Annotated in this window: 24 protein-coding genes, 1 rRNA gene and 2 other annotated features; all 25 genes read left to right on the plus strand. The window is 47.6% G+C overall.

Going from position 1 to position 23,113, the window contains the following annotated elements; genetic code table 11:
* The first annotated feature begins 7 nt into the window (after positions 1 to 7).
* The 25 genes from rrf to rpoB all read left to right on the plus strand — a co-directional run bounded on the left by rrf (position 8) and on the right by rpoB (position 23,096).
* Positions 8 to 123 (plus strand): 5S ribosomal RNA (gene rrf / locus KNP88_RS14325).
* A 140-nt stretch (positions 124 to 263) separates the two neighbouring features.
* On the plus strand, positions 264 to 719 hold the full coding sequence (locus KNP88_RS14330; RefSeq protein WP_088835991.1) for a CtsR family transcriptional regulator: 456 nt from the start codon (positions 264 to 266) through the stop codon (positions 717 to 719).
* Positions 720 to 736: 17 nt separating this feature from the next.
* Entirely contained in the window at positions 737 to 1,165 is a 429-nt protein-coding gene (locus KNP88_RS14335; RefSeq protein WP_214894444.1) for a hypothetical protein, read from the plus strand.
* Complete coding sequence (locus tag KNP88_RS14340; protein ID WP_214846401.1) at positions 1,158 to 2,231, plus strand: protein arginine kinase; 1,074 nt, start codon at positions 1,158 to 1,160, stop codon at positions 2,229 to 2,231. The genes KNP88_RS14335 and KNP88_RS14340 overlap by 8 nt, the downstream gene beginning before the upstream one ends.
* Complete coding sequence (clpC, locus tag KNP88_RS14345; RefSeq protein WP_088835994.1) at positions 2,231 to 4,678, plus strand: ATP-dependent protease ATP-binding subunit ClpC; 2,448 nt, start codon at positions 2,231 to 2,233, stop codon at positions 4,676 to 4,678. Before KNP88_RS14340 ends, clpC begins: the two co-directional genes overlap by 1 nt.
* Before the next feature lie 77 nt (positions 4,679 to 4,755).
* Positions 4,756 to 6,132 carry a DNA repair protein RadA gene (gene radA / locus KNP88_RS14350; RefSeq protein ID WP_029332236.1) on the plus strand — a complete coding sequence of 459 codons (1,377 nt, stop codon included), beginning with the start codon at positions 4,756 to 4,758 and terminating at the stop codon, positions 6,130 to 6,132.
* A 130-nt stretch (positions 6,133 to 6,262) separates the two neighbouring features.
* Positions 6,263 to 7,354 (plus strand): PIN/TRAM domain-containing protein, encoded by a 1,092-nt coding sequence (locus KNP88_RS14355; RefSeq protein WP_088835995.1) that lies wholly within the window; start codon positions 6,263 to 6,265, stop codon positions 7,352 to 7,354.
* 51 nt (positions 7,355 to 7,405) lie between these two features.
* Positions 7,406 to 8,089 (plus strand): 2-C-methyl-D-erythritol 4-phosphate cytidylyltransferase, encoded by a 684-nt coding sequence (ispD, locus tag KNP88_RS14360; protein ID WP_214894446.1) that lies wholly within the window; start codon positions 7,406 to 7,408, stop codon positions 8,087 to 8,089.
* Between the two features lie 2 nt (positions 8,090 to 8,091).
* Positions 8,092 to 8,574 carry a 2-C-methyl-D-erythritol 2,4-cyclodiphosphate synthase gene (ispF, locus tag KNP88_RS14365; protein ID WP_029332239.1) on the plus strand — a complete coding sequence of 161 codons (483 nt, stop codon included), beginning with the start codon at positions 8,092 to 8,094 and terminating at the stop codon, positions 8,572 to 8,574.
* A 44-nt stretch (positions 8,575 to 8,618) separates the two neighbouring features.
* The gene (gene gltX, locus KNP88_RS14370) at positions 8,619 to 10,064 is read left to right on the plus strand and encodes a glutamate--tRNA ligase (protein WP_214767893.1); all 1,446 of its coding nucleotides are present in this window, start codon (positions 8,619 to 8,621) and stop codon (positions 10,062 to 10,064) included.
* Positions 10,064 to 10,281, plus strand: a binding site (T-box leader). (Overlaps the previous gene by 1 nt.)
* A gap of 45 nt (positions 10,282 to 10,326) precedes the next feature.
* A complete protein-coding gene (gene cysE, locus KNP88_RS14375; RefSeq protein ID WP_214846400.1) occupies positions 10,327 to 11,010 on the plus strand; it encodes a serine O-acetyltransferase in 684 nt (227 codons plus the stop codon).
* Positions 10,964 to 12,361: a cysteine--tRNA ligase gene (gene cysS, locus KNP88_RS14380; RefSeq protein ID WP_214846399.1), complete on the plus strand. Its 1,398-nt coding sequence runs from the start codon at positions 10,964 to 10,966 to the stop codon at positions 12,359 to 12,361. Before cysE ends, cysS begins: the two co-directional genes overlap by 47 nt.
* A complete protein-coding gene (locus KNP88_RS14385; protein WP_214805995.1) occupies positions 12,358 to 12,762 on the plus strand; it encodes a Mini-ribonuclease 3 in 405 nt (134 codons plus the stop codon). Before cysS ends, KNP88_RS14385 begins: the two co-directional genes overlap by 4 nt.
* 79 nt (positions 12,763 to 12,841) lie before the next feature.
* Positions 12,842 to 13,603: a 23S rRNA (guanosine(2251)-2'-O)-methyltransferase RlmB gene (rlmB, locus tag KNP88_RS14390; protein WP_088838388.1), complete on the plus strand. Its 762-nt coding sequence runs from the start codon at positions 12,842 to 12,844 to the stop codon at positions 13,601 to 13,603.
* On the plus strand, positions 13,600 to 14,130 hold the full coding sequence (locus KNP88_RS14395; protein ID WP_088836001.1) for an NYN domain-containing protein: 531 nt from the start codon (positions 13,600 to 13,602) through the stop codon (positions 14,128 to 14,130). The genes rlmB and KNP88_RS14395 overlap by 4 nt, the downstream gene beginning before the upstream one ends.
* Positions 14,131 to 14,309: 179 nt before the next feature.
* Positions 14,310 to 14,954 carry an RNA polymerase sporulation sigma factor SigH gene (gene sigH / locus KNP88_RS14400; RefSeq protein ID WP_088836002.1) on the plus strand — a complete coding sequence of 215 codons (645 nt, stop codon included), beginning with the start codon at positions 14,310 to 14,312 and terminating at the stop codon, positions 14,952 to 14,954.
* A 156-nt stretch (positions 14,955 to 15,110) separates the two neighbouring features.
* On the plus strand, positions 15,111 to 15,257 hold the full coding sequence (gene rpmG / locus KNP88_RS14405) for a 50S ribosomal protein L33 (RefSeq protein ID WP_029332247.1): 147 nt from the start codon (positions 15,111 to 15,113) through the stop codon (positions 15,255 to 15,257).
* A 44-nt stretch (positions 15,258 to 15,301) separates the two neighbouring features.
* Positions 15,302 to 15,472 (plus strand): preprotein translocase subunit SecE, encoded by a 171-nt coding sequence (secE, locus tag KNP88_RS14410; RefSeq protein ID WP_029332248.1) that lies wholly within the window; start codon positions 15,302 to 15,304, stop codon positions 15,470 to 15,472.
* Between the two features lie 18 nt (positions 15,473 to 15,490).
* Positions 15,491 to 16,042, plus strand: coding sequence for a transcription termination/antitermination protein NusG (gene nusG / locus KNP88_RS14415; protein WP_088836003.1), 552 nt, complete (start codon positions 15,491 to 15,493; stop codon positions 16,040 to 16,042).
* A 149-nt stretch (positions 16,043 to 16,191) separates the two neighbouring features.
* Complete coding sequence (gene rplK, locus KNP88_RS14420; RefSeq protein ID WP_012368996.1) at positions 16,192 to 16,617, plus strand: 50S ribosomal protein L11; 426 nt, start codon at positions 16,192 to 16,194, stop codon at positions 16,615 to 16,617.
* A 117-nt stretch (positions 16,618 to 16,734) separates the two neighbouring features.
* Positions 16,735 to 17,421 (plus strand): 50S ribosomal protein L1, encoded by a 687-nt coding sequence (rplA, locus tag KNP88_RS14425; protein WP_029332250.1) that lies wholly within the window; start codon positions 16,735 to 16,737, stop codon positions 17,419 to 17,421.
* Between the two features lie 54 nt (positions 17,422 to 17,475).
* Positions 17,476 to 17,630, plus strand: a sequence feature (ribosomal protein L10 leader region).
* A 50-nt stretch (positions 17,631 to 17,680) separates the two neighbouring features.
* Positions 17,681 to 18,187 carry a 50S ribosomal protein L10 gene (gene rplJ, locus KNP88_RS14430; protein WP_029332251.1) on the plus strand — a complete coding sequence of 169 codons (507 nt, stop codon included), beginning with the start codon at positions 17,681 to 17,683 and terminating at the stop codon, positions 18,185 to 18,187.
* A 76-nt stretch (positions 18,188 to 18,263) separates the two neighbouring features.
* On the plus strand, positions 18,264 to 18,629 hold the full coding sequence (gene rplL, locus KNP88_RS14435; RefSeq protein ID WP_214767887.1) for a 50S ribosomal protein L7/L12: 366 nt from the start codon (positions 18,264 to 18,266) through the stop codon (positions 18,627 to 18,629).
* An 81-nt stretch (positions 18,630 to 18,710) separates the two neighbouring features.
* The gene (locus KNP88_RS14440; RefSeq protein ID WP_088836004.1) at positions 18,711 to 19,307 is read left to right on the plus strand and encodes a class I SAM-dependent methyltransferase; all 597 of its coding nucleotides are present in this window, start codon (positions 18,711 to 18,713) and stop codon (positions 19,305 to 19,307) included.
* A 231-nt stretch (positions 19,308 to 19,538) separates the two neighbouring features.
* Complete coding sequence (gene rpoB / locus KNP88_RS14445; protein WP_088838389.1) at positions 19,539 to 23,096, plus strand: DNA-directed RNA polymerase subunit beta; 3,558 nt, start codon at positions 19,539 to 19,541, stop codon at positions 23,094 to 23,096.
* Positions 23,097 to 23,113 lie beyond the last annotated feature (17 nt).

Below are 23,113 nucleotides of genomic sequence, written 5' to 3' on the forward strand. Positions count from 1 at the left end.
CCCGTCGTCTGGTGACGATAGCCAAGTGGTCACACCCGTTCCCATGCCGAACACGGAAGTTAAGCACTTGAACGCCGAAAGTAGTTGGGGGCTTCCCCCTGTGAGGATAGGACGTTGCCAGGCAATTGAAAAAGACCGATCTGCATCTTGCAGGTCGGTCTTTTTGTGTATGTTCATTTAGAGTTAAATTATTTGCAATTCACTTTTAAGATGATTACTATTAAATCAAACAATAGTCAAAGATGGTCAGAGAGGTGGTGCCCATGCAAAACATCACAGATATCATCGAAGCCTATTTAAAACAAATCTTAAATGATGAAACAAAAGTTGAAATCAAACGTCAAGAAATTGCCCAGCGTTTTGATTGTGTTCCTTCCCAAATCAATTATGTCATCAACACACGTTTTACAGTCGAAAAAGGCTATTTTGTCGAAAGTAAGCGTGGTGGTGGAGGGTATATCCGGATTCAGAAAATCGTTTTGCTAGATAGTCACGATCTCTTAGACGAGATGAGTGCCTGGGTCGGTGATCAATTAACCGAACAGGCTGCTGAAGATTATTTGATTCGATTAATGAATGAACAATTATTAACGCGACGTGAAGCGATTATCATCCAAGCGTTGTTACGAAAAGAAAGTCTACCGATGGATGTAGAAGATCAACACCGGATGCGAGCGCATCTGATGCAATCACTTCTCCAAACCATCAAGCGATTGTAGCATTGGAGGAATGCCATATGCGATGTCAACGTTGTTTAGAGCGCGAGGCAATCGTACGTGTCAAACTTCCACAAGAAACGGAAGGAGCAGAGCGTGTTTTATGTTCTGTATGTGTCCGAGAGCTTGCGCGCGAGTATCAAGGTACAACGTGTCCTTCTTGTGGTATGACACGACAACAGTTGTTGCATTTGAGAAAAGTTGGTTGTGAGACGTGTTACACCGTATTTAAGGATGAAGTCGATGGAATGGTCCGTCAATTCCAGCATGGCCACTCCAAACATTATGGATCACGCCCTGATGAAGAATCAGTCGAAAAGCGTTTGAAGCAACAGTTAAGCCGGTTAAAAGAACAACTCAATCGGAAGGTCTTGTCAGAAGATTACGAAGAAGCTGAACTGATTAAACAACAGATTGTTAGCGTCGAGGAGGATTTGCGCCATGTTTAAAGAATTATTGACGCATCCTTTAAGTGAAAAAATGAATCAACAAGCCCCTTATGATGACATCGTCGTCTCGACACGGATTCGTTTAGCTCGAAATGCGATGCAATATCCGTTCTCGACGATGCTGTCGGAAAAAGAGGCGAATGAACTGATTGATGAAACGGAACGCCAGTTGAGTGGACTAAAAGGATTCCGATTTGGACGGGTCGACCAGGCGGATGCGCTGACACGGACTGCTTTAGTGGAAAAACATTTAATCAGTCCCGCACTTGCATCCCATCCACGGACGGGATTGTTCATTAGTGAAGATGAACAGATTAGCGTCATGGTGAATGAAGAAGATCATTTCCGGATTCAAACATTGTTTCCGGGTCTACAACTCGAAGAAGCTTTTCGGATCGCGAAACAAGTCGATCAATTGATTAGTGAACGTTTTAAGATTGCCTTTGATGATACACTCGGTTATTTGACAACCTGTCCGAGCAATGTCGGGACGGGACTTCGCGCTTCTGTCATGCTGCATCTACCTGGACTTGTATTGACGAATCAAATTCAAGGATACGTCAAGCACTTGAGACAGCTTGGTTTTGCGATTCGTGGCCGGTATGGTGAAGGCAGCGACGCCTCTGGGCGGATGTTTCAACTGTCGAATCAACGGACTCTTGGAGCGAGTGAAGATATGTTGATTACGGATTATCTTTTTGCTGTTGAAGCATTAATTGAGGCAGAACAGGCCGCAAGAAAAGGATTATTGGAGATGTATCAAGAAGAACTAGAAGACCGGTTATACCGGTCGTATGGCATTTTAACATCCGCCCGTTTAATTACGGCACGAGAAGCAACGGAACGTCTATCCGATGTTCGCTTAGCAGATGGGCTAGGACTAGCTGTCAATCTCGCACCGAATGTGTTCCATCATTTACTTGTATCCTTACAAACAGGTTTTCTACAAAAGCATTTCGGGAATCAATTAACAACAAGAGAACGGGACATCGAGCGAGCGAATGTGATTCGTCAGATGTTAACCGAACAGAAACACAGGGATCACACACAAGGAGGTTTTGCGTAATGATGTTTGGACGATTCACAGAGCGTGCCCAACGCGTACTCGCACTTGCACAGGAAGAAGCGGTACGACTCGGACACCATAATATCGGGACAGAACATATTTTACTCGGGCTTGTACGTGAAGGAGATGGGATTGCTGCGAAAGCTTTAACAGCACTCGGACTCAGTTCAGATAAAATTCAAATGGAAGTCGAAGCATTGATCGGTCGTGGACAAGATGGTGCGACGACGATTCACTATACGCCGCGCGCAAAAAAAGTCATCGAACTTTCAATGGATGAAGCACGTAAGCTCGGTCATTCGTATGTCGGCACGGAGCACCTCTTACTCGGCTTGATTCGTGAAGGTGAAGGTGTTGCGGCACGCGTCTTAAACAACCTTGGAATCAGTCTTTCTAAAGCGCGTCAGCAAGTATTGCAACTGCTTGGGAACAGCGAAACGACAGCTAACGCATCACAAGCAGGCTCAGGCGTCGCGACGCCAACGCTAGATGGCTTGGCACGCGACTTGACGCAACAAGCACGTGAGACACGTCTCGACCCAGTCATCGGACGCGCAAAAGAAATTCAACGTGTCATCGAAGTCTTGAGTCGTCGGACGAAAAACAACCCGGTTTTGATTGGGGAGCCAGGTGTTGGTAAAACAGCTGTCGTCGAAGGACTCGCCCAACAAATCATCAACAATGAAGTGCCGGAAACGTTACGGAATAAACGCGTCATGGTTCTCGACATGGGGACGCTCGTCGCCGGGACGAAATACCGTGGTGAGTTCGAAGACCGTTTGAAAAAGGTCATGGATGAAATCCGTCAAGCTGGAAACATCATTCTCTTCATCGACGAATTGCACACATTGATTGGTGCAGGTGGAGCAGAAGGCGCAATCGATGCGTCAAACATTTTAAAACCATCACTCGCGCGCGGTGAACTCCAATGTATCGGTGCGACGACACTTGACGAATACCGCAAATATATCGAAAAAGATGCAGCGCTTGAGCGTCGTTTCCAACCAATTCAAGTCGCTGAACCAACAGCGAACGAAGCAACACAAATCTTGTTTGGTCTTCGTGACCGTTATGAAGCCCACCACCGTGTCACGATCACGGATGAAGCGATTCAAGAAGCGGTGACGCTTTCTGATCGTTACATCTCAGACCGTTTCCTACCGGATAAAGCAATCGACTTGATTGACGAAGCAGCTTCAAAAGTTCGTCTTCGTTCATATACAGCACCACCGAACTTAAAAGAAGTCGAAGCAAAACTTGAAGGCATCCGAAAAGATAAAGACGAAGCCGTCCAAAGCCAAGAATTCGAAAAAGCAGCAAGCTTACGCGACACAGAGCAAAAACTTCGCGATGAGCTCGAGCGCTTAAAAGAAGAATGGCAGAACAAACAAGGCAATGAGAAGCTTGAAGTCACAAAAGATGATATCGCGCAGGTCGTCGCGAGCTGGACGGGCGTACCCGTAACGAAAATCGCTGAAGAAGAAACCGATCGTTTGCTCCGTCTCGAAGAAATTCTTCATAGTCGGGTCATCGGTCAAAATGAAGCGGTCAAATCAATCTCAAAAGCAATCCGTCGCGCACGTGCCGGACTCAAAGATCCTAAACGTCCAATCGGTTCATTCATCTTCCTCGGTCCAACGGGTGTCGGTAAAACAGAGCTTGCCCGTGCCGTCGCAGAATCGATGTTTGGTGACGAGGATGCCATCATCCGAATCGACATGTCAGAATACATGGAGAAACATGCAACAAGCCGACTCGTCGGCTCACCTCCAGGGTATGTCGGGTATGAAGAAGGCGGTCAATTGACTGAAAAAGTACGCCGTAAACCGTACTCCGTCATCTTGCTTGATGAAATTGAAAAAGCTCACCCTGAAGTCTTCAACATCTTGCTTCAAGTGCTCGATGATGGACGTCTTACGGATTCAAAAGGCCGGACAGTCGATTTCCGTAATACGATCATCGTCATGACGTCGAACGTCGGTGCAAGTGCCCTCAAACGGAATAAATACGTCGGGTTCACAGTGTCGGACGATACGGACCGCGAATACAAAGACATGAAGGGGAAAGTGATGGACGAACTGAAGAAAGCCTTCCGTCCTGAGTTCTTGAACCGGATTGACGAAACGATCGTCTTCCACTCACTTGAGAAAAAACACATCGAAGAGATCGTCAAACTCATGGCGAAGACTCTCGAAAAACGCCTTGCGGAACAACAGGTTCACTTTGAATTGACACCTGCCGCGCTTTCGAAGATTGCCGACATCGGATACGACCCAGAATACGGAGCTCGCCCAATCCGTCGTGCACTTCAACGAGAAGCTGAGGATCGTTTGTCGGAAGCATTGCTTGCGGGAGACATTCAAAAAGGAGAACGTGTTGCACTTGATGTAGAAAACGATGAATTCATCGTCCGCCGCCACCAAGTGGAACCGGCAACGACAGAATAAGTGATCAACAGGGTCCAGCTTTCGCAAGTACGAAGCGAAAGCTGGGCTTTTTCTTGGATAGAGAAAGGATGAACAGAGTGGCTAAAATGAAGACGAAATTTGTTTGCCAAAGCTGTGGGACGGAGTCACCGAAATGGATGGGACGCTGCTCCGGCTGTGGGGAATGGAATACGATGGTCGAAGAAGTCGTCGAGGAGAAGAAAGCACGACGCGGTTCCGCTTTTGTCCATACGACGACGAAACAATTGAAACCGGAACGCCTCGCAAATATCGTCTCACAAGAAGAAAGTCGTGTCTTCACGGGGAGTAGTGAATTTGACCGTGTACTCGGCGGCGGGATTGTGCCCGGATCGATGGTCCTCGTCGGAGGTGACCCGGGGATTGGGAAATCGACGATTCTGTTACAGACAAGTGCCCGCCTTGCACAACGCGGCGAAAAAGTCCTCTATATCTCAGGTGAGGAATCGCTCAAACAGACGAAACTCCGCGCTGAACGGCTCGGTTTACCGACTCAAGACTTATTCGTGCTCAGTGAAACGGACATGAATATGATTGAGCGGGTCGTCGACGAAGAAAAACCAGGCTTTTTAATCATCGACTCGATTCAAACGGTCTATATCGATGAGATTCAGTCGGCCCCTGGTAGCGTCACGCAAGTGCGTGAATGTACGGCGATGCTGATGAAAATCGCGAAGAGTCGCGGCATTGCCATCTTTATCGTCGGTCACGTCACGAAACAAGGTTCGATTGCCGGACCTCGTTTACTCGAACACATGGTCGATGCCGTCCTGTACTTCGAAGGGGAACGTCACCATACGTTCCGGATCCTCCGTGCCGTCAAAAACCGGTTTGGTTCGACGAACGAGATTGGAATCTTTGAAATGCGGGAGTCTGGTTTAGAAGAAGTCTTGAATCCATCGGAAATCTTCCTCGAGGAGCGGACGTCCGGTGTATCGGGTTCGACAATCGTTGCTTCGATGGAGGGGACACGGACTGTTCTCGTTGAGTTACAAGCCCTGATTTCACCGACATCATTCGGTAATCCACGCCGTATGGCAACAGGGATCGATCAAAACAAGGTGGCCTTGCTGATGGCAGTGCTTGAGAAACGATCTGGTTTACTGCTCCAGACACAAGATGCCTATTTGAAAGCAGCTGGTGGCGTCAAGTTAGATGAACCAGCGATTGACCTCGCCGTCTGTGTCGCGATTGCCTCGAGTTTTCGCGACAAGCCGACACGTCCGACAGATGTCGTCATTGGCGAAGTCGGTTTAACGGGAGAAGTCCGGCGCGTCTCACGGATTGAGCAACGCGTCGCAGAAGCTGCGAAGCTCGGATTCACACGAGCCATCATTCCGAAAAACAATCTCGGGGGATGGACCTATCCGGACGGCATCACGGTCATCGGTGTCGAAAGTGTTGACGAAGCGTTACGCGAAACCATCCCGTTTTAAACGCCTGAAATGTAGGAAAAGATGGGGAGGCTGTAATGGATATGTAAACAGTTTCCCCACCTTAAGGCGTAGGTGATTCAAATAAATACATGTTACAATGAACTTAAAATAATAGAAGGAGGTGGGAAGATTGAAAATCATCATTCGAATCTTTTTCGCGTTACTCGGTCTTGCGCTTGGTGTCTTGTTATTGCCCCAGTTATTTCAATTAATTGAAGCGGCGACAGGGATGACTTTCCCGGAATGGTTGATGACGACATACGTAACCGGAACGATTGGTGCACTCATATTTTTATTAATTGGATTATTCATTACGGATGCGGTTATTCGACTTCTCCGATTTTTAGAAGAAAAACTAGTAAAGGCGCCCGCTGCAGATTTATTCTTTGGAACATTTGGTCTCTTGCTAGGTCTCGTGATGGCATTTCTCGTCAGCATGTTGATCGAACTTGTCGGGATTCCGCTGCTTAGTAATGTCTTAACCATTTTCGCAACTGCCTTATTCGGATACCTCGGCTTTACGGTCGGATATCGCAAACGGCATGAGTTGACGAAAATCTTTTTACGGTCAAACAGTAGTAACTCGGATAAAAAGTCGACACCGGAACCCGTTGTTGTCGCAAAATCAAACAGTAAAGTACTCGATACGAGTGTTATCATCGATGGACGGATCACAGATATCGCGAAGACCGGATTTGTCGAAGGGAAACTGATCGTTCCGCAATTCGTGATTGGGGAACTTCAATACATTGCCGATTCATCGGATACATTAAAACGAAATCGTGGACGCCGGGGGCTTGACGTCTTAAAAGAACTCCAATCAATCCCTGGGATGGAAGTCGAAATTTATGATGGTGACTTCGAGGATGTACCAGAAGTCGACATCAAACTGATTAAGCTGGCAGAGTTGATGAAAGGAATTGTCGTTACGAACGATTACAACTTGAATAAAGTGTGTGAAGTCCGGAACGTACCCGTCTTGAACATCAATGATTTAGCAAATGCCGTCAAGCAAGTTGTGATTCCGGGTGAAGAGATGATGGTGCTTGTCATCAAAGAAGGAAAAGAGCAAAAGCAAGGGATTGCCTACCTCGAAGATGGTACGATGGTCGTCGTCGAAGGTGGTAAACACTTGATTTCGAAAACGATTGGTGTTGTCGTGACGAGTGTCCTTCAAACGTCTGCTGGACGGATGATTTTTGCGAAGCCACAAGAAAAATAAGGGACTGCCACATCTGTGGCAGTCTTTACTTATGAGAAAAGAGGGAATGCAGTGATAGAACAGACATACCGCGTCGTCATTCCGGCAGCTGGTGCCGGAAAAAGAATGGGCGCAGATCGTAATAAACTGATGCTGCTGTTACGGGACCGTTCAATCATTGAGTGGACACTCGATGTGTTTGAAGCCGATCCCTTATGTGAACAAATCATTCTTGCCATCAATCCGGCGGAACAAGTCTGGTTTGAGCAAGTGACGGACCGGTACGCAACGCCTGTACGCCTTGTTGCCGGAGGACGGGAACGGCAAGAAAGTGTCTTACGCGGACTGGAAGTCATCGAAGCACCCGGTATTGTGTTGATTCATGACGGCGCCCGGCCATTCATCGAACAGACAGCGATTCATGCCGTCGTCGCGGCGGCAGTCGAGCACAACGCAGCGATTCTCGCCGTCCCGGTCAAAGATACGGTCAAACGGATCATCGGAGAGACGATCGTCGAAACGGTTCCGCGTGACGAACTGATGGCAGCTCAAACGCCGCAAGCCTTCGACCTCGACACGATCCGAACCGTCCATCAAAAAGCAGCAGAACACTATTTAGGTACAGATGATGCAAGTTTGATAGAATGGGACGGAGGAAAGGTGACGCTCGTCACCGGTCAGTATGAAAATATTAAAGTGACGACACCGGATGATTTATGGTTTGGTGAAGCGATCCTAATGAAACGAGGGAAATAACGATGATTCGAATTGGACAAGGTTTTGATGTACATGCATTCGCAGAAGATCGGAAACTCATTTTAGGTGGGATTGAAATCCCACATACGAAAGGATTACTCGGTCACTCGGATGCGGACGTCTTGCTCCATACGATTGCGGATGCAGCACTCGGAGCGATTGCAGAAGGGGATATCGGAAAACATTTTCCGGACACCGATCCTGAGTTCAAAGATGCGGACTCTGCTAAACTGCTCGAACATGTCTATGCACTCGTCAAGCGTAAAGGATATGAATTGAGTAACTTAGACGCGACCGTCATCGCGCAAGCGCCTAAATTACGCCCGTACATCGATACGATGCGTGCGCGGATTGCGGAACTGCTTGAAGCGGACATCGAGCAGATCAATGTCAAAGCGACGACGACTGAATGGCTCGGGTTTACAGGGCGTGAAGAAGGAATTGCGTGCCAAGCTGTGATTCTGCTGAAACGAATCGAAGAATAAGGTATACTAATTAAGCGAATTTGAGACTAAAGGAGTGATCGGCAATGGCAGAAGTACGTGTACGTTATGCACCAAGTCCGACCGGGCACCTTCATATTGGGAATGCACGGACGGCTTTATTCAACTATTTGTTCGCACGTCATGCGGGCGGGAAAATGATTTTACGGATTGAGGATACGGACCAAAAACGAAACATTGATGGTGGCGTTGAAAGTCAGATGAAGTACCTCGAGTGGCTCGGAATCGATTGGGATGAAGGTCCAGGCCGCGGTGGCGATTACGGTCCTTACTTCCAAATGGAACGGCTTGATCTTTATCAAAAATACACAGACGAGTTACTTGAAAAAGGACTCGCCTACCGTTGCTACATGACCTCGGAAGAACTTGAGGCGGAACGTGAAGCACAAATCGCACGTGGTGAAGCACCGCGTTATTCAGGTGCACACCGAGATTTATCGCAAGAACAAGAAGACGCATTCGTCGCAGAAGGACGGACACCATCGATTCGGATTCGTGTACCGGAAAGCGTGACATATACGTGGAACGATATCGTCAAAGAAGACGTATCGTTTGAATCAAAAGACTTCGGGGACTGGGTCATCGTCAAAAAAGACGGAATCCCGACGTATAACTTCGCCGTTGTCGTCGATGATCACTTGATGGCAATCAGCCATGTCTTACGTGGAGACGACCACATCTCGAATACACCGAAACAGATGATGATTTATGATGCGTTCGGTTGGGAGTATCCAACATTTGGTCACATGACGCTCATCGTCAACGAAGAGCATAAAAAACTGTCGAAACGTGATCAATCAATCATTCAGTACATCGAGCAGTATAAAGACCTCGGTTATCTCCCGGAAGCGTTACTTAACTTCGTGACGTTGCTTGGTTGGTCGCCGGTCGGAGAACAAGAAATCTTTACGAAAGAAGAATTCATCGAGATCTTTGATGCGTCCCGCCTGTCGAAGAGTCCAGCTGTTTTCGATCAACAAAAACTCGCTTGGATCAATGGGCAGTACATGAAACATCAATCGTTCGAAGAAGTATTCGAAGCGAGTCTTCCATTCCTTCAAGCAGCAGGACGCGTCTCAAACGAGCCGTCAGCAGAAGAACTCGACTGGGCGAAGAACCTCGTCGGACTTTACCGTGAGCAGATGACACACGGAGCGGAAGTCGTTGAGCTTTCAGAGATGTTTTTTGAAGATGAAGTGGTGTATGATGAAGAAGCAAACACTGTCTTGAGTGGCGAAACGGTTCCGACCGTCTTAGCTGAATTCGCGAACCAATTGCGGACACTTGAAGAGTGGACGCCGGAAGCGATCAAAGCATCGATTAAGGCAACACAAAAAGCAACCGGTCAAAAAGGAAAAAATCTGTTCATGCCAATCCGCGTCGCAACGACGGGACAAACACATGGTCCAGAACTTCCGAATACGATTCAACTATTAGGAAAAGACCGCGTACTTGCGCGACTAGACGTATAAATAAAGCGTAGATGAGGAAAGTAGTGTCAATGTTTCTTCTCCAGAGACAAGCTTGTGTGGTGCGAGAGCTTGAAGAAAATTGCCATGAAATGCCCCTCTGAGTGCTACCCGAAATCAGTGAGAGTAGGCGTAGACGTATCTCCGGCGTTAACGGACACGGAGAGGGACGAGTGATTCGTCCAAACAGAGTGGGACCGCGCTAATTAGCGTCTCTGTGCAGCGATGCACGGGGGCGCTTTTTCTTATGGAGAGGAGATTGAACATGACACGTATACGAGAAGACATTCGCAATGTATTCAACCAAGACCCGTCTGCACGCAGTAGCATTGAAGTCATCTTGACGTACCCCGGCTTACATGCGATTTGGATGCACCGTGTAGCCCATCGGTTATGGAAGTTGAACTTAAAGTTACTGGGGCGAAGTATTTCACAGTTCAGCCGCTTCTTGACAGGGATCGAAATTCATCCGGGTGCGACGATTGGTCGTCGCTTCTTCATCGACCATGGGATGGGTGTCGTCATCGGAGAAACAGCCATCATCGGCGACGATGTGACGATTTTTCAAGGCGTGACGCTCGGCGGGACGGGCAAAGAGACGGGCAAACGTCATCCGACGATCGGTAATGGCGTGCTCGTTTCAGCCGGAGCACGTGTACTCGGTGATATTTCGGTCGGCGATGCATCAAAAATCGGGGCAAGCTCAGTCGTCCTAAAAGACGTCCCTGCTAACGCAACCGTCGTCGGGATTCCGGGACGTGTCGTCATCCAGGACGGAATGAAAGTCGAGGCCCCTCTCGATCACCGTCTACCGGATCCTGTTAGTGAGTGCCAGGAACGGATTGAAATTGAAATCGATGAACTAAAACGGGAAATTGAACGAATCAAAGGAGGACTTCGGAATGATACAACTCTACAACAGCATGACCGGAAAAAAGGAACCATTTAAACCGTTAGAAGAAGGTAAGGTCAAGATGTACGTCTGTGGACCGACCGTCTATAACTATATCCACATTGGTAATGCCCGCCCGGCAATCGTCTTCGATACAGTCCGCCGCTACTTTACGTACCGCGGTTATGAGGTTCAGTACGTCTCGAACTTTACGGATGTCGATGATAAAATCATTCGGACGGCAAATGAACTCGGTGAAGATTATCATGACTTAACGAAACGTTTCATTGCCGCGTATCATGCAGATACTGGCGCTTTGAACGTGCAACAAGCGGACGTCCATCCGCTCGTTACGGAGACGATGGATGATATCATCGACTTCATCAAAGTTCTCGTTGAAAAAGGGAATGCCTATGCTTCAGGTGGAGATGTCTACTTCCGGACACGGAGTTTTGAGACGTATGGTCAGTTGAGTCAGCAATCGATTGATGAATTACAATCGGGCGCGCGGATTGAAGTCGGCGAGAAAAAAGAAGATCCACTCGATTTCGTTCTTTGGAAAGCCGTTAAGCCGGACGAACCGTCTTGGACAAGTCCATGGGGTGAAGGACGTCCCGGCTGGCACATCGAGTGCTCGGCGATGGCAAAGAAATACCTTGGCGATACGATTGATATCCATGCCGGTGGACAAGACTTGAAATTCCCGCACCATGAAAATGAAATTGCCCAGTCGGAAGCATGCAATTCTCAAAAATTCGCGAACTACTGGATGCACAATGGATTCGTCAACATCGAAAACGAGAAGATGTCGAAATCACTCGGAAACTTTTTGACGGTCCATGAAGCGATTCAAGTCGTCGATCCAATGGTCTTACGCTTCTTCATGCTGTCTGTTCAGTATCGTCATCCGATCAACTACAGCCGTGAGCTGATTGATCAAGCGGTCAACGGTCTCGCGCGAATTCGGGAGTCGGTCGCAAACGTCGAGCATCGTCTCGCGATGACGGCAGATCTCGGAACGGCAAACGAAAAATGGTTAAAGCGGATTGAAGACATCAAGCAACATTTCATCACGTCGATGGATGATGACTTCAATACAGCGAATGCTGTAACGGATTTGTTCGATTTATCGAAAGAAGCAAATCTTTATCTTGCAGAAGCACAAGTGTCAAAAGAAGTTTTTGAGCGCTTCCTGACCGTTTTCAATGAATTGTCGGGCGTATTAGGTGTAACGTTGACGGTCGACCGCGGACTGCTCGACGAAGAAGTCGAACAGTTGATCACAGAACGAAACGAAGCACGGAAAAATCGTGATTTCGGACGGGCAGATGAAATCCGCGATCAGTTACGCGACCAGGGCATCTTGCTTGAAGATACAGCACAAGGGATGCGGTGGAAGCGCGGATGAAGAACTATAAACAATTGAACGCGCTCGCGCTCGCCTATATGGGAGACGTCGTCTATGAGATGCATGTAAGAGAGCGACTACTTGACCGTGGTTTCGTCAAACCAGGCGAGTTGCATAAAGCGGCGGTCCAGTATGTCCGGGCGCAAGCACAGGCGACCGTCGTTACACATTGGCTCAATCAGGGAACACTGACAGAAGAGGAACAAGCCGTCGTCCGGCGTGGGAAAAATGCGAAGTCCGGTTCTGTACCAAAAAGTACGGATGTCCATACGTACCGCTACGCGACGGCGTTCGAAGCATTGTTAGGCTACATTTATCTTTCAGAAGGAGGGGATCGTCTTGAAGAACTCATCGGGCAAGCGTTCGAATTACTCGAAGCCGAAACGACAGACGGAAAATAACCCAGTCGATCAAGGACAGCGCCCTAAGACTGGCGAAAAACGAAAACGTGTTGAAAAGAAACAAGAGGACCCGGTCGTCATCGAACCACTCGCGGAAGGGCAGGATTTCCTTTACGGACGAAATCCCGTTCTCGAAGCGTTACGAAGTGGACGCGAAATGAATAAACTCTTTATCCAGGAAGGTCAACAAAAAGGTCCACTCGCCGTCATCCATGCGATGGCGCAAGAAGCGAATGTCCAAATTCAAATCGTCCCCCGTTCAAAACTGCATGGTCTGACAGGGAGCGACAACCACCAAGGTGTCGTTGCGGCAGTTGCCGCCTATGAATACGCGGAACTCGACGATATCTTTGCCCTAGCAGAGAAGAAGGATGAGACACCACTCATCGTCTTACTCGACGAGCTGGAAGACCCGCATAACCTCGGTTCGATTCTTCGGACGGCAGACGCTGTCGGTGCGCACGGGGTCATCATTCCGAAACGGCGCTCGGTCGGATTGACACAAGTCGTCGCAAAAGCATCGACGGGTGCAATCGAGCATATTCCGGTCGTTCGCGTGACGAACTTAACGCGGACGATGGAAGACCTCAAGAAAAAAGGACTTTGGTTCGTCGGGACGGATGCGCGTGAAAGTGATGATTACCGGACGCTTGACGGAACGATGCCGCTTGGAATCGTCATTGGTAGTGAAGGAAAAGGGATGAGTCGCCTCGTCCGAGAGAAATGTGATTTCCTTGTCCACCTTCCGATGGCGGGCCATGTCACGTCACTCAATGCTTCCGTTGCCGCGTCACTCTTATTGTATGAAGTGTACCGGACGAGAAAGCCGTACGCGCGATGAAATATGACCGTCTGATCGTTGATGGCTACAATATCATTGGTGCATGGCCGGAATTCCGGACATTGCGGGAGCAAGATTTTGAATTAGCACGGGAACGATTGGTCGATGCAATGGCGGAGTATCAGGCAGTGACAGGAATTAGTGTCACCATCGTCTTTGATGCCTATCTTCAGCCAGGGCGCGAGTCACGCTTAAAAAAGAGTGGACTCGAGGTCATTTATACACGCGAGAATGAAACTGCTGACGAATGGATAGAAAAAACGGCAGCCGAGTGGTTACAAGACATCCGTGTCAAGCTGACGGTTGCGACGAACGACTTCACGGAACAATGGGTGATCTTTACGCTCGGCGCACTCCGCATCTCGGCACAAGAGTTGAGACGGGACTGGAAAGCAGCGGTCGCCGTCATTCAGGGACAGACGACGATGTCGAAGACGAGCAAGAAACCGCGGTCGACAATCGATTTGCCGGCAGATGTCATCGAACGGCTTGAACAAATCCGAAGAAGAAAAAATTCAGATCAGTAAGGGGGTCTCCCCTTAAAAATAAACCGTTTTCTTGACGTACCTGTCGAGAAGGCGGTTTTTTTAAGGGCGAAATACAGATAAAAAGAGGTCATGCCAATTTTCACTGTCGCAGGATAGGAAATTATTGTATAATTGTAGGCAATTGATTAGTTCGTCATAGAAGCTTGGAGGGATGAAGGATGAGTTTGGTTTCGTTCGACCAGTTTGAGTGCATGTCTGATGAGGCGCTTGTGGAACAAGCGAAGGTATTCGATAATAGCGATGCCCTTGAATTTTTGATCGAGCGCTATCGTAACTTCGTACGTGCGAAGGCCCGGTCATATTTTTTGATTGGTGCGGACCGCGAAGATATCATTCAAGAAGGTATGATTGGCCTATACAAAGCAGTACGTGACTACCGGACTGATAAGTTGGCTTCTTTTAAAGGATTTGCCGAACTTTGCATCACACGGCAAATGATCACGGCAATCAAGACGGCGACCCGTCAAAAACATATTCCTCTCAATTCGTACATCTCGCTCGATAAACCAATTTATGATGATGAATCTTCTGAACGGACGTTGCTTGATATCATCACTTCAACGGCACCATCGGATCCGCAAATCTTGATCGTCAACCGAGAAGAGTATGCAGATATCGAAACGAAGATGGATGAAATCCTTAGTGACTTAGAACGAAAAGTGTTGGCACTTTATCTCGACGGAAGAACGTACCAAGAGATTTCGGATGATCTCGATCGCCACGTCAAATCAATTGATAACGCGTTACAGCGTGTCAAACGGAAACTGGAGCGATACCTCGAGGCACGTGAGTTGATTGTCTAACCGCGAGGTGGATTGACCAATCCGACTACCGTATGCTACTGTATAAATAGCGCCTTACTAGCGAGACGCCGCTCATAGGCGTTTTTTTTTACGCTCTTTTTTGGAGGAATCTCCTCCGTTCGAGAGAGAGAGCGGCAAAGAAGGAGGTCTTTTGAGATGGCGAAGAAAGTAGGCCTTGCTTGTGATATTTGCGGTGCCCGCGATTATACGACGATGAAAAAAGAGGATGTCACAGTCCGCTTGGAATTGAAAAAATTCTGTCGGCGTTGTAACGCGCATACGATTCATAAAGAAGCGAAATAAGGCTTCATCTATCCCGATTTAATACATCCTGGAGGGAAAGTACGATGAAATTTTTGCGTGACGTATGGAATGAACTGAAAAAGACGAGCTGGCCAAAACGAAAAGAATTGACGAAGTACACATTGACGGTAATCGGTATGGTTATCTTCATGGGCGTCTTCATCTTTGGTATCGATTCTGGTCTCAGCGCACTCATGAGTTGGTTGATTAAGTAAAAGAAGAGGTGGCGTACCATGGATAAACAGTGGTTTGTCGTCCAAACGTACTCTGGATTCGAAAACAACGTCAAGGCTAACCTTGAACGTCGGATCGAGTCTATGAACATGGACGAGAAAATCTTCCGTGTACTCGTTCCGATTGAAACGGTACAGGAAGAAGTAACGAATAAAAAAGGCGAAACAAAAATCAAAGAGCGTGAAGTTAAGATTTTCCCGGGGTATGTCCTCGTTGAAATGGTCATGACGGATGATTCTTGGTATGTTGTTCGTAACACACCGAACGTAACCGGATTCCTCGGTTCAGTGGGTGGTGGATCGAAACCGACGCCGCTTCTTCCTGAAGAAGCTGAAAACATCCTTGGTTCAATGGGACTTGTCGACATGAAGAGTCGTTATGACTACTCACTCGGTCAAATCGTCCGAATCAAAGAGGGTGCCTTCGAGAACCTTGAAGGAACGGTTGAAGAGCTTGATACAGAAACAGAAAAAATGAAAGTTTCTGTAGATATGTTCGGTCGCGAAACGAAAGTAGAACTCGATTTTTCACAAGTTGAAAAAATCGATTAAGTTTCCTATTGCGAATGTTTTGTTTTAATGGTACAATTTTTCCTGTTTGATGTTGTGCTTATTTCGATAAATAACTCGTCGAATAGAATGAGTGGGAGGACGCGCAACGTCCAATTAAACCACATTAAAGAATTAAGGAGGTGTGTCTCGTGGCGAAGAAGGTTATGAAACTAGTTAAACTTCAAATTCCTGCGGGCAAAGCAAACCCAGCTCCACCAGTTGGACCGGCACTCGGTCAAGCAGGTGTGAACATCATGGGCTTCTGTAAAGAGTTCAACGCTCGTACACAAGACCAAGCCGGCTTGATTATCCCTGTAGTCATCACGGTTTTTGAAGATCGTTCATTTACGTTTATTACTAAAACTCCACCAGCAGCAGTTCTCTTGAAGAAAGCAGCTGGAATCGAGAGCGGTTCAGGCGAGCCTAACCGTAAGAAAGTAGCGACTGTCAAACGTGACAAAGTTCGCGAAATCGCTGAAACGAAAATGCCAGACCTCAACGCAGCATCTGTTGAAACAGCGATGTTGATGGTTGAAGGTACTGCACGTTCTATGGGTATCGTAATCGAAGACTAAGTCTTTCGAATTACAATGAACAACGATGAGGGTCGCAGGCGGATAGTTAATTGAAGCCTTGCTACCCTTTCATTATGTGGGAGGATTTTCCGCACAACCACAAAGGAGGAACCTAAAATGGGTAAGAAGTACAAAGAAGCTGCTAAACTTATCGATCGTACGGTTTCATACGAACTCGCTGAAGCTGTAGACTTAACTAAAAAGTCTGCAACAGCGAAATTCGATGAAACGATCGAACTTGCTGTTCGTCTCGGAGTCGATCCGAAGAAAGCAGATCAACAAATCCGTGGAGCAGTCGTATTGCCACACGGTACTGGTAAAACACAACGCGTTCTCGTCTTCGCGAAAGGTGAGAAATTGAAAGAAGCGGAAGCTGCTGGAGCAGATTACGCTGGTGATTCTGAGTATATCGCTAAAATCCAAAAAGGATGGTTCGACTTCGATGTTATCGTTGCGACACCTGACATGATGGGTGAAGTTGGTAAACTCGGTCGTGTTCTCGGACCTAAAGGCCTCATGCCTAACCCGAAAACAGGAACTGTTACATTTGACGTCACAAAAGCAATCAACGATATCAAAGCTGGTAAAGTTGAGTACCGTGTCGACAAATCAGGTAACATCCACGTTCCTGTCGGTAAAAAATCATTCGATAACGAGAAGTTGGTTGAAAACATCACTACCGTTATGGAAACTCTCGTAAAAGTTAAGCCTGCTACTGCTAAAGGTGTTTACCTTAAAAACATCGCGATCGCTTCTACAATGGGTCCTGGTGTTAAAGTATCTTCAGCTGACTTCGCGAAATAATTTCGTCTAAAACGAACTTGACAACGTTCTAAGAACGCTGTTACAGTATAAAACGTTGATATATTCGACATACCGTAGACAGAAGGTGCTCAACGATTGAGCTTAAACCCTTCCGAGGTGTTCTTGCTCAGAGAGCCTGTTTGTTCAGGTATCCTTTTTGACGATTACGCCTCCTCTGCCCTGCAGAAGGAGGCTTTTTATTTGAAATCGAGCAGCCCCTCGCGCCGGTACAATTTATTTACCAGGAGGTGCAACAGAAATGGCAAACGAAAAAGTTATCGCTGTCAAAGCGGATCTCGTATCTGAGATCGCTGAGAAAATGCAAGCGAGCGCTGGAACAATCGTCGTCGACTACCGTGGTCTCACAGTAGACGAAGTCACTGAACTTCGTAAACAACTCCGCGAAGCGGGTGTTGAATTCAAAGTTTACAAAAACGGTCTCCTTCGCCGCGCAGCAGTTCAAAGCAACCTTGAAGGTCTTGACGAAGTATTCACTGGTCCTAGTGCGATCGCATTCAGCAATGAAGACGTTATCGCGCCAGCTAAGATCTTGAACAACTTCTCTAAAGAACACAAGGCTCTCGAACTTAAAGGTGGTATCATCGAAGGCAAAGTCACTTCAGTAGAAGATGTCAAAGCCCTTGCAGAACTTCCATCACGCGAAGGTCTCCTTTCAATGCTCCTCAGCGTGCTTCAAGCGCCAATCCGCGGTCTCGCAGTGGCAACGAACGCAATCGCAGAGCAAAAAGAAGAACAATCTGCTTAATGTCCGCTTAGCGGGATAGGCAAACACACAATTTTTCAAACCCCAACGTGGGCTAAATCAAAGGAGGAAAACCATAATGGCTTTCAACAAAGAGCAATTTATCGAAGACCTCAAGGGCATGACTGTTCTTGAACTTAACGAACTCGTAAAAACAATCGAAGAAGAATTCGGCGTATCAGCAGCAGCTCCAGTAGCAGCAGCAGGTGCAGGCGCAGCAGCAGCTGAAGAGCAAACTGAATTCGACGTAATCCTTACTAACGCAGGTTCTGGTAAAATCAACGTCATCAAAGCAGTTCGCGAATTGACAGGCCTCGGTCTTAAAGAAGCGAAAGCACTCGTTGACGGAACTCCGGCTCCAGTTAAAGAAGGCGTTTCGAAAGAAGACGCTGACGCAATCAAAGCTAAGCTTGAAGAAGCTGGCGCAAGCGTAGAAGTTAAGTAATTTTCTTCTTCCGCAGACAAAAGAAGCTCGCTTTGCGGGCTTCTTTTGTTTTCATCTTTAATCAAGAGAGGGGAAGGAAACATGGCAGACCATTATTACACGAATGATCCCTCCTCAAAACGAGATCCGAAATCATGGGAGTTCGTCTTACGCGGCGAAACGTTCCGCTTCACATCGGACCACGGTGTGTTCTCAAAAGGTGGCGTCGACTTTGGTTCGCGTCTATTGATTGAGGCGTTCGTTGAGCCGGATGTACCGGGTGCGATTCTAGATGTCGGTTGCGGATATGGGCCGATGGGGATTTCACTGGCAAAAGCGACCGGGCGTGACGCGAAACTCGTTGATGTTAACGAACGGGCACTTGAACTAGCGGCTGAAAATGCACGTGCGAATGGTGTTTCCGTGACGACCGGTGTAAGTGACGGGTATGTTGGCGTAGGTGATGAGACATTTGCAGCGATCGTGACGAATCCACCGATTCGGGCAGGAAAAGCAGTTGTTCATCGGATTTTACGTGAAGCTTATGATCACCTCGTAGTAGGGGGCGCCCTCTGGGTCGTCATTCAGAAAAAACAAGGGGGACCATCAGCGAAGAAACTGATGGAAGAGGTCTTCGGTTCTTGCGAGACAGTAACCCGCGATAAAGGGTATTCAATATTTAAATCAATTCGGTCTTGACAAATCGGGTGATTTGTCGTTGACCTTGTGTTGTGTCTATGATAGTATTATAAAATGCCATTGGAGTGATTTTTGGATAAGCAGGTTGAAAGTAGCTGGCGTTCTCGACTACAGATGATTGAGTAGACAAGACGTCGCTTTTTTGCGCTTATCGGTCAAAAAATGGCTTCAATGTTCGATATTACACCCGTCCTTCTCTAGAAGAAGAAGTGGGTCTGAGAGGTGAATCAGTTGACTGGTCAACTTGTTCAGTACGGTCGTCACCGTCAGAGAAGAAGCTATGCACGTATCAGCGAAGTATTAGAACTTCCAAATCTAATTGAGATTCAAACGAATTCATACGAATGGTTCCTACGGGAAGGTCTTCGTGAGATGTTTCATGACATTTCGCCGATTTCCGACTTCACAGGAAATCTCGTATTAGAATTCATCGATTACTCGCTCGGTGAGCCGAAGTATTCGATTGATGAATCGAAAGAACGCGACGTGACCTATTCGGCACCACTGCGCGTTAAAGTCCGTCTTCAAAACAAAGAGACGGGTGAATTGAAGGAACAAGAAGTCTTCATGGGTGACTTCCCGCTTATGACGGAGTCGGGAACATTCATTATTAATGGTGCGGAACGAGTTATCGTTTCTCAGCTTGTTCGTTCGCCAAGTGTGTATTACAACAATAAGTTAGATAAGAACGGTAAACGTGGATTCTCGGCAACGGTCATCCCGAACCGTGGAGCATGGCTCGAACTTGAGACAGATGCGAAAGATATCGTATATGTCCGAATCGACCGCACGCGTAAGATTCCTGTAACGGTTCTTTTACGTGCTCTTGGTTTCGGTACGGATCAGGAAATCATCGATCTCCTTGGAGATGATGAGTACCTCCGGAATTCGCTTGAAAAAGATAATACAGAATCAACGGAAAAAGCCCTCATCGAAATCTATGAGCGTCTACGCCCGGGTGAGCCACCGACAGTTGAAAATGCGAAAGCACTTCTCGTGTCACGGTTCTTCGACCCGAAACGTTACGACTTGGCAAACGTTGGTCGCTATAAAATTAACAAAAAGCTTCATTTAAAAAATCGTCTGTTCGGACAAAAGCTTGCGGAAACGCTCGTTGACCCTGAAACAGGTGAAGTAATCGCAGAAGCTGGAACGGTTCTTGACCGTCGTATGCTCGACAAAGTCTTGCCATTCCTTGAAGGATCTGTCGGTTACATCGAAGCGACGCCAACTGGCGGCGTAACACAAGGCGAAGCCTTCAACTTACAGTCGATCAAGGTGTTCGCACCGGACGATGCTGAAGGTGAACGCATCATCAATATCATCGGTAACGGTAACATCGATCGTGACATCAAGCACATTACGCCTGCTGACATGATTGCTGCAATCAACTACTTCTTCAACTTGTTGCATGAAGTAGGAACAACAGACGATATCGACCACCTCGGTAACCGTCGTCTCCGTTCTGTCGGTGAATTGCTCCAAAACCAGTTCCGTATTGGTCTTTCACGTATGGAACGTGTCGTTAAGGAACGTATGTCGATTCAAGATCAGAATGCGATCACGCCACAGGCATTGATCAACATTCGTCCTGTTATCGCGTCAATTAAAGAGTTCTTCGGTAGCTCACAGTTATCACAGTTCATGGACCAAACAAACCCGCTCGCTGAGTTGACGCACAAACGTCGTCTATCTGCTCTCGGACCCGGTGGTTTGACACGTGAGCGTGCTGGCTTTGAAGTTCGAGATGTTCACTACTCGCATTATTCCCGTATGTGTCCAATCGAAACGCCAGAGGGACCAAACATCGGTTTGATCAACTCACTGTCTTCGTTCGCGAAAGTCAATGAGTATGGTTTCATCGAAGCACCATACCGCCGTGTCAATCCGGAAACGGGTGTTGTCACGGATGAAATTCACTACATGACGGCAGACGAAGAAGATCTCTACGTCGTTGCACAGGCAAACATGTTGTTGACGGAAGAGAAGACGTTCCAAGATACACACGTCCTCTCACGTTTCCGTGGACAAAACTTGTCTGTTGAGCCATCACGTGTCGATTACATGGATGTTTCTCCGAAACAGGTTGTTTCGGCAGCGACAGCATGTATTCCGTTCCTTGAGAACGATGACTCGAACCGTGCCCTCATGGGAGCGAACATGCAACGTCAGGCCGTACCACTTCTCGATCCAGAATCTCCGATTGTTGGAACTGGGATGGAGTACGTGTCTGCGAAAGACTCAGGAGCTGCCGTTGTTGCAAAACACTCTGGTATCGCTGAGCGCGTAACGGCTCGTGAAATCCTTGTCCGTCGTACGACGGAAGTCGATGGCAACATCGTTCAAGGTGAACTTGATCGTTATAAAATCCAAAAATTCATTCGTTCTAACCAAGGAACGTGCTATAACCAAAAACCAATCATCAAAGCAGGCGATCCTGTCGATAAAGGCGAGATTCTTGCAGATGGTCCATCAATGGACGGTGGGGAACTTGCGCTCGGTCGTAACGTACTCGTCGGTTTCATGACATGGGATGGTTACAACTACGAGGATGCCGTCATCATGAGCGAACGTCTTGTGAAAGATGATGTCTACACGTCGATCCACATTGAGGAATACGAATGTGAATCACGCGATACAAAACTCGGACCGGAAGAAATCACTCGTGATATTCCGAACGTCGGTGACGACGCCCTGAAAAACCTCGACGACCGCGGAATCATTCGTGTCGGTGCTGAAGTAAAAGATGGGGATATCTTAGTTGGTAAAGTTACACCTAAGGGCGTAACGGAATTGACAGCTGAAGAACGCCTGTTACATGCAATCTTCGGTGAAAAAGCACGTGAAGTGCGTGATACATCACTCCGTGTACCACACGGCGGCGACGGTATCATCCTTGACGTCAAAATCTTCGATCGTGATAACGGCGACGAACTATCTCCTGGTGTCAACCAGTTGATCCGTGCGTACATCGTTCAAAAACGTAAGATTCACGAAGGAGATAAAATGGCAGGTCGTCACGGTAACAAAGGTGTTATCTCACGTATCTTGCCAGAAGAAGACATGCCGTACATGCCAGACGGCACACCAATCGACATCATGTTGAACCCACTTGGTGTACCATCACGGATGAACATCGGGCAGTTGCTCGAGCTTCACCTTGGTATGGCTGCACGCCAACTCGGAATCAAAGTCGCATCACCGGTATTTGATGGTGCACGTGAGGAAGATGTTTGGGCAACGATTGAAGAAGCCGGTATGGATCGCGACGCGAAGACTGTTCTTTATGACGGTCGTTCAGGTGAAGCGTTTGATAACCGCATCTCGGTCGGTGTCATGTATATGATTAAACTCGCCCACATGGTCGATGATAAGCTTCACGCACGTTCGACGGGTCCTTACTCACTCGTTACGCAACAGCCGCTCGGTGGTAAAGCCCAGTTCGGTGGACAGCGTTTCGGAGAGATGGAAGTTTGGGCACTTGAAGCATATGGTGCCGCGTATACACTCCAAGAGATCTTAACGATCAAATCGGATGATACGATCGGTCGTGTTAAAGCGTATGAAGCGATCGTTAAAGGCGAAAATGTACCGCAACCGGGCGTACCGGAATCGTTCCGAGTTCTCATTAAAGAACTTCAATCACTTGGTATGGACGTTAAGATGATGTCTGCTGAGGACGAAGAGATCGAAATGAAGGACGACGACGAGGACAACATCCCGAACGCGACTCCAGCACTCGAAGAAGTTCAAGCGCCTGTCGCACCAGTTGTTACTGAAGAGGAATAAGCGAAAGGGAGGTCCAC

Origin of the sequence: Exiguobacterium sp. H66 (assembly GCF_018618705.1) — a bacterium.
Taxonomy (GTDB): domain Bacteria; phylum Bacillota; class Bacilli; order Exiguobacteriales; family Exiguobacteriaceae; genus Exiguobacterium_A; species Exiguobacterium_A oxidotolerans.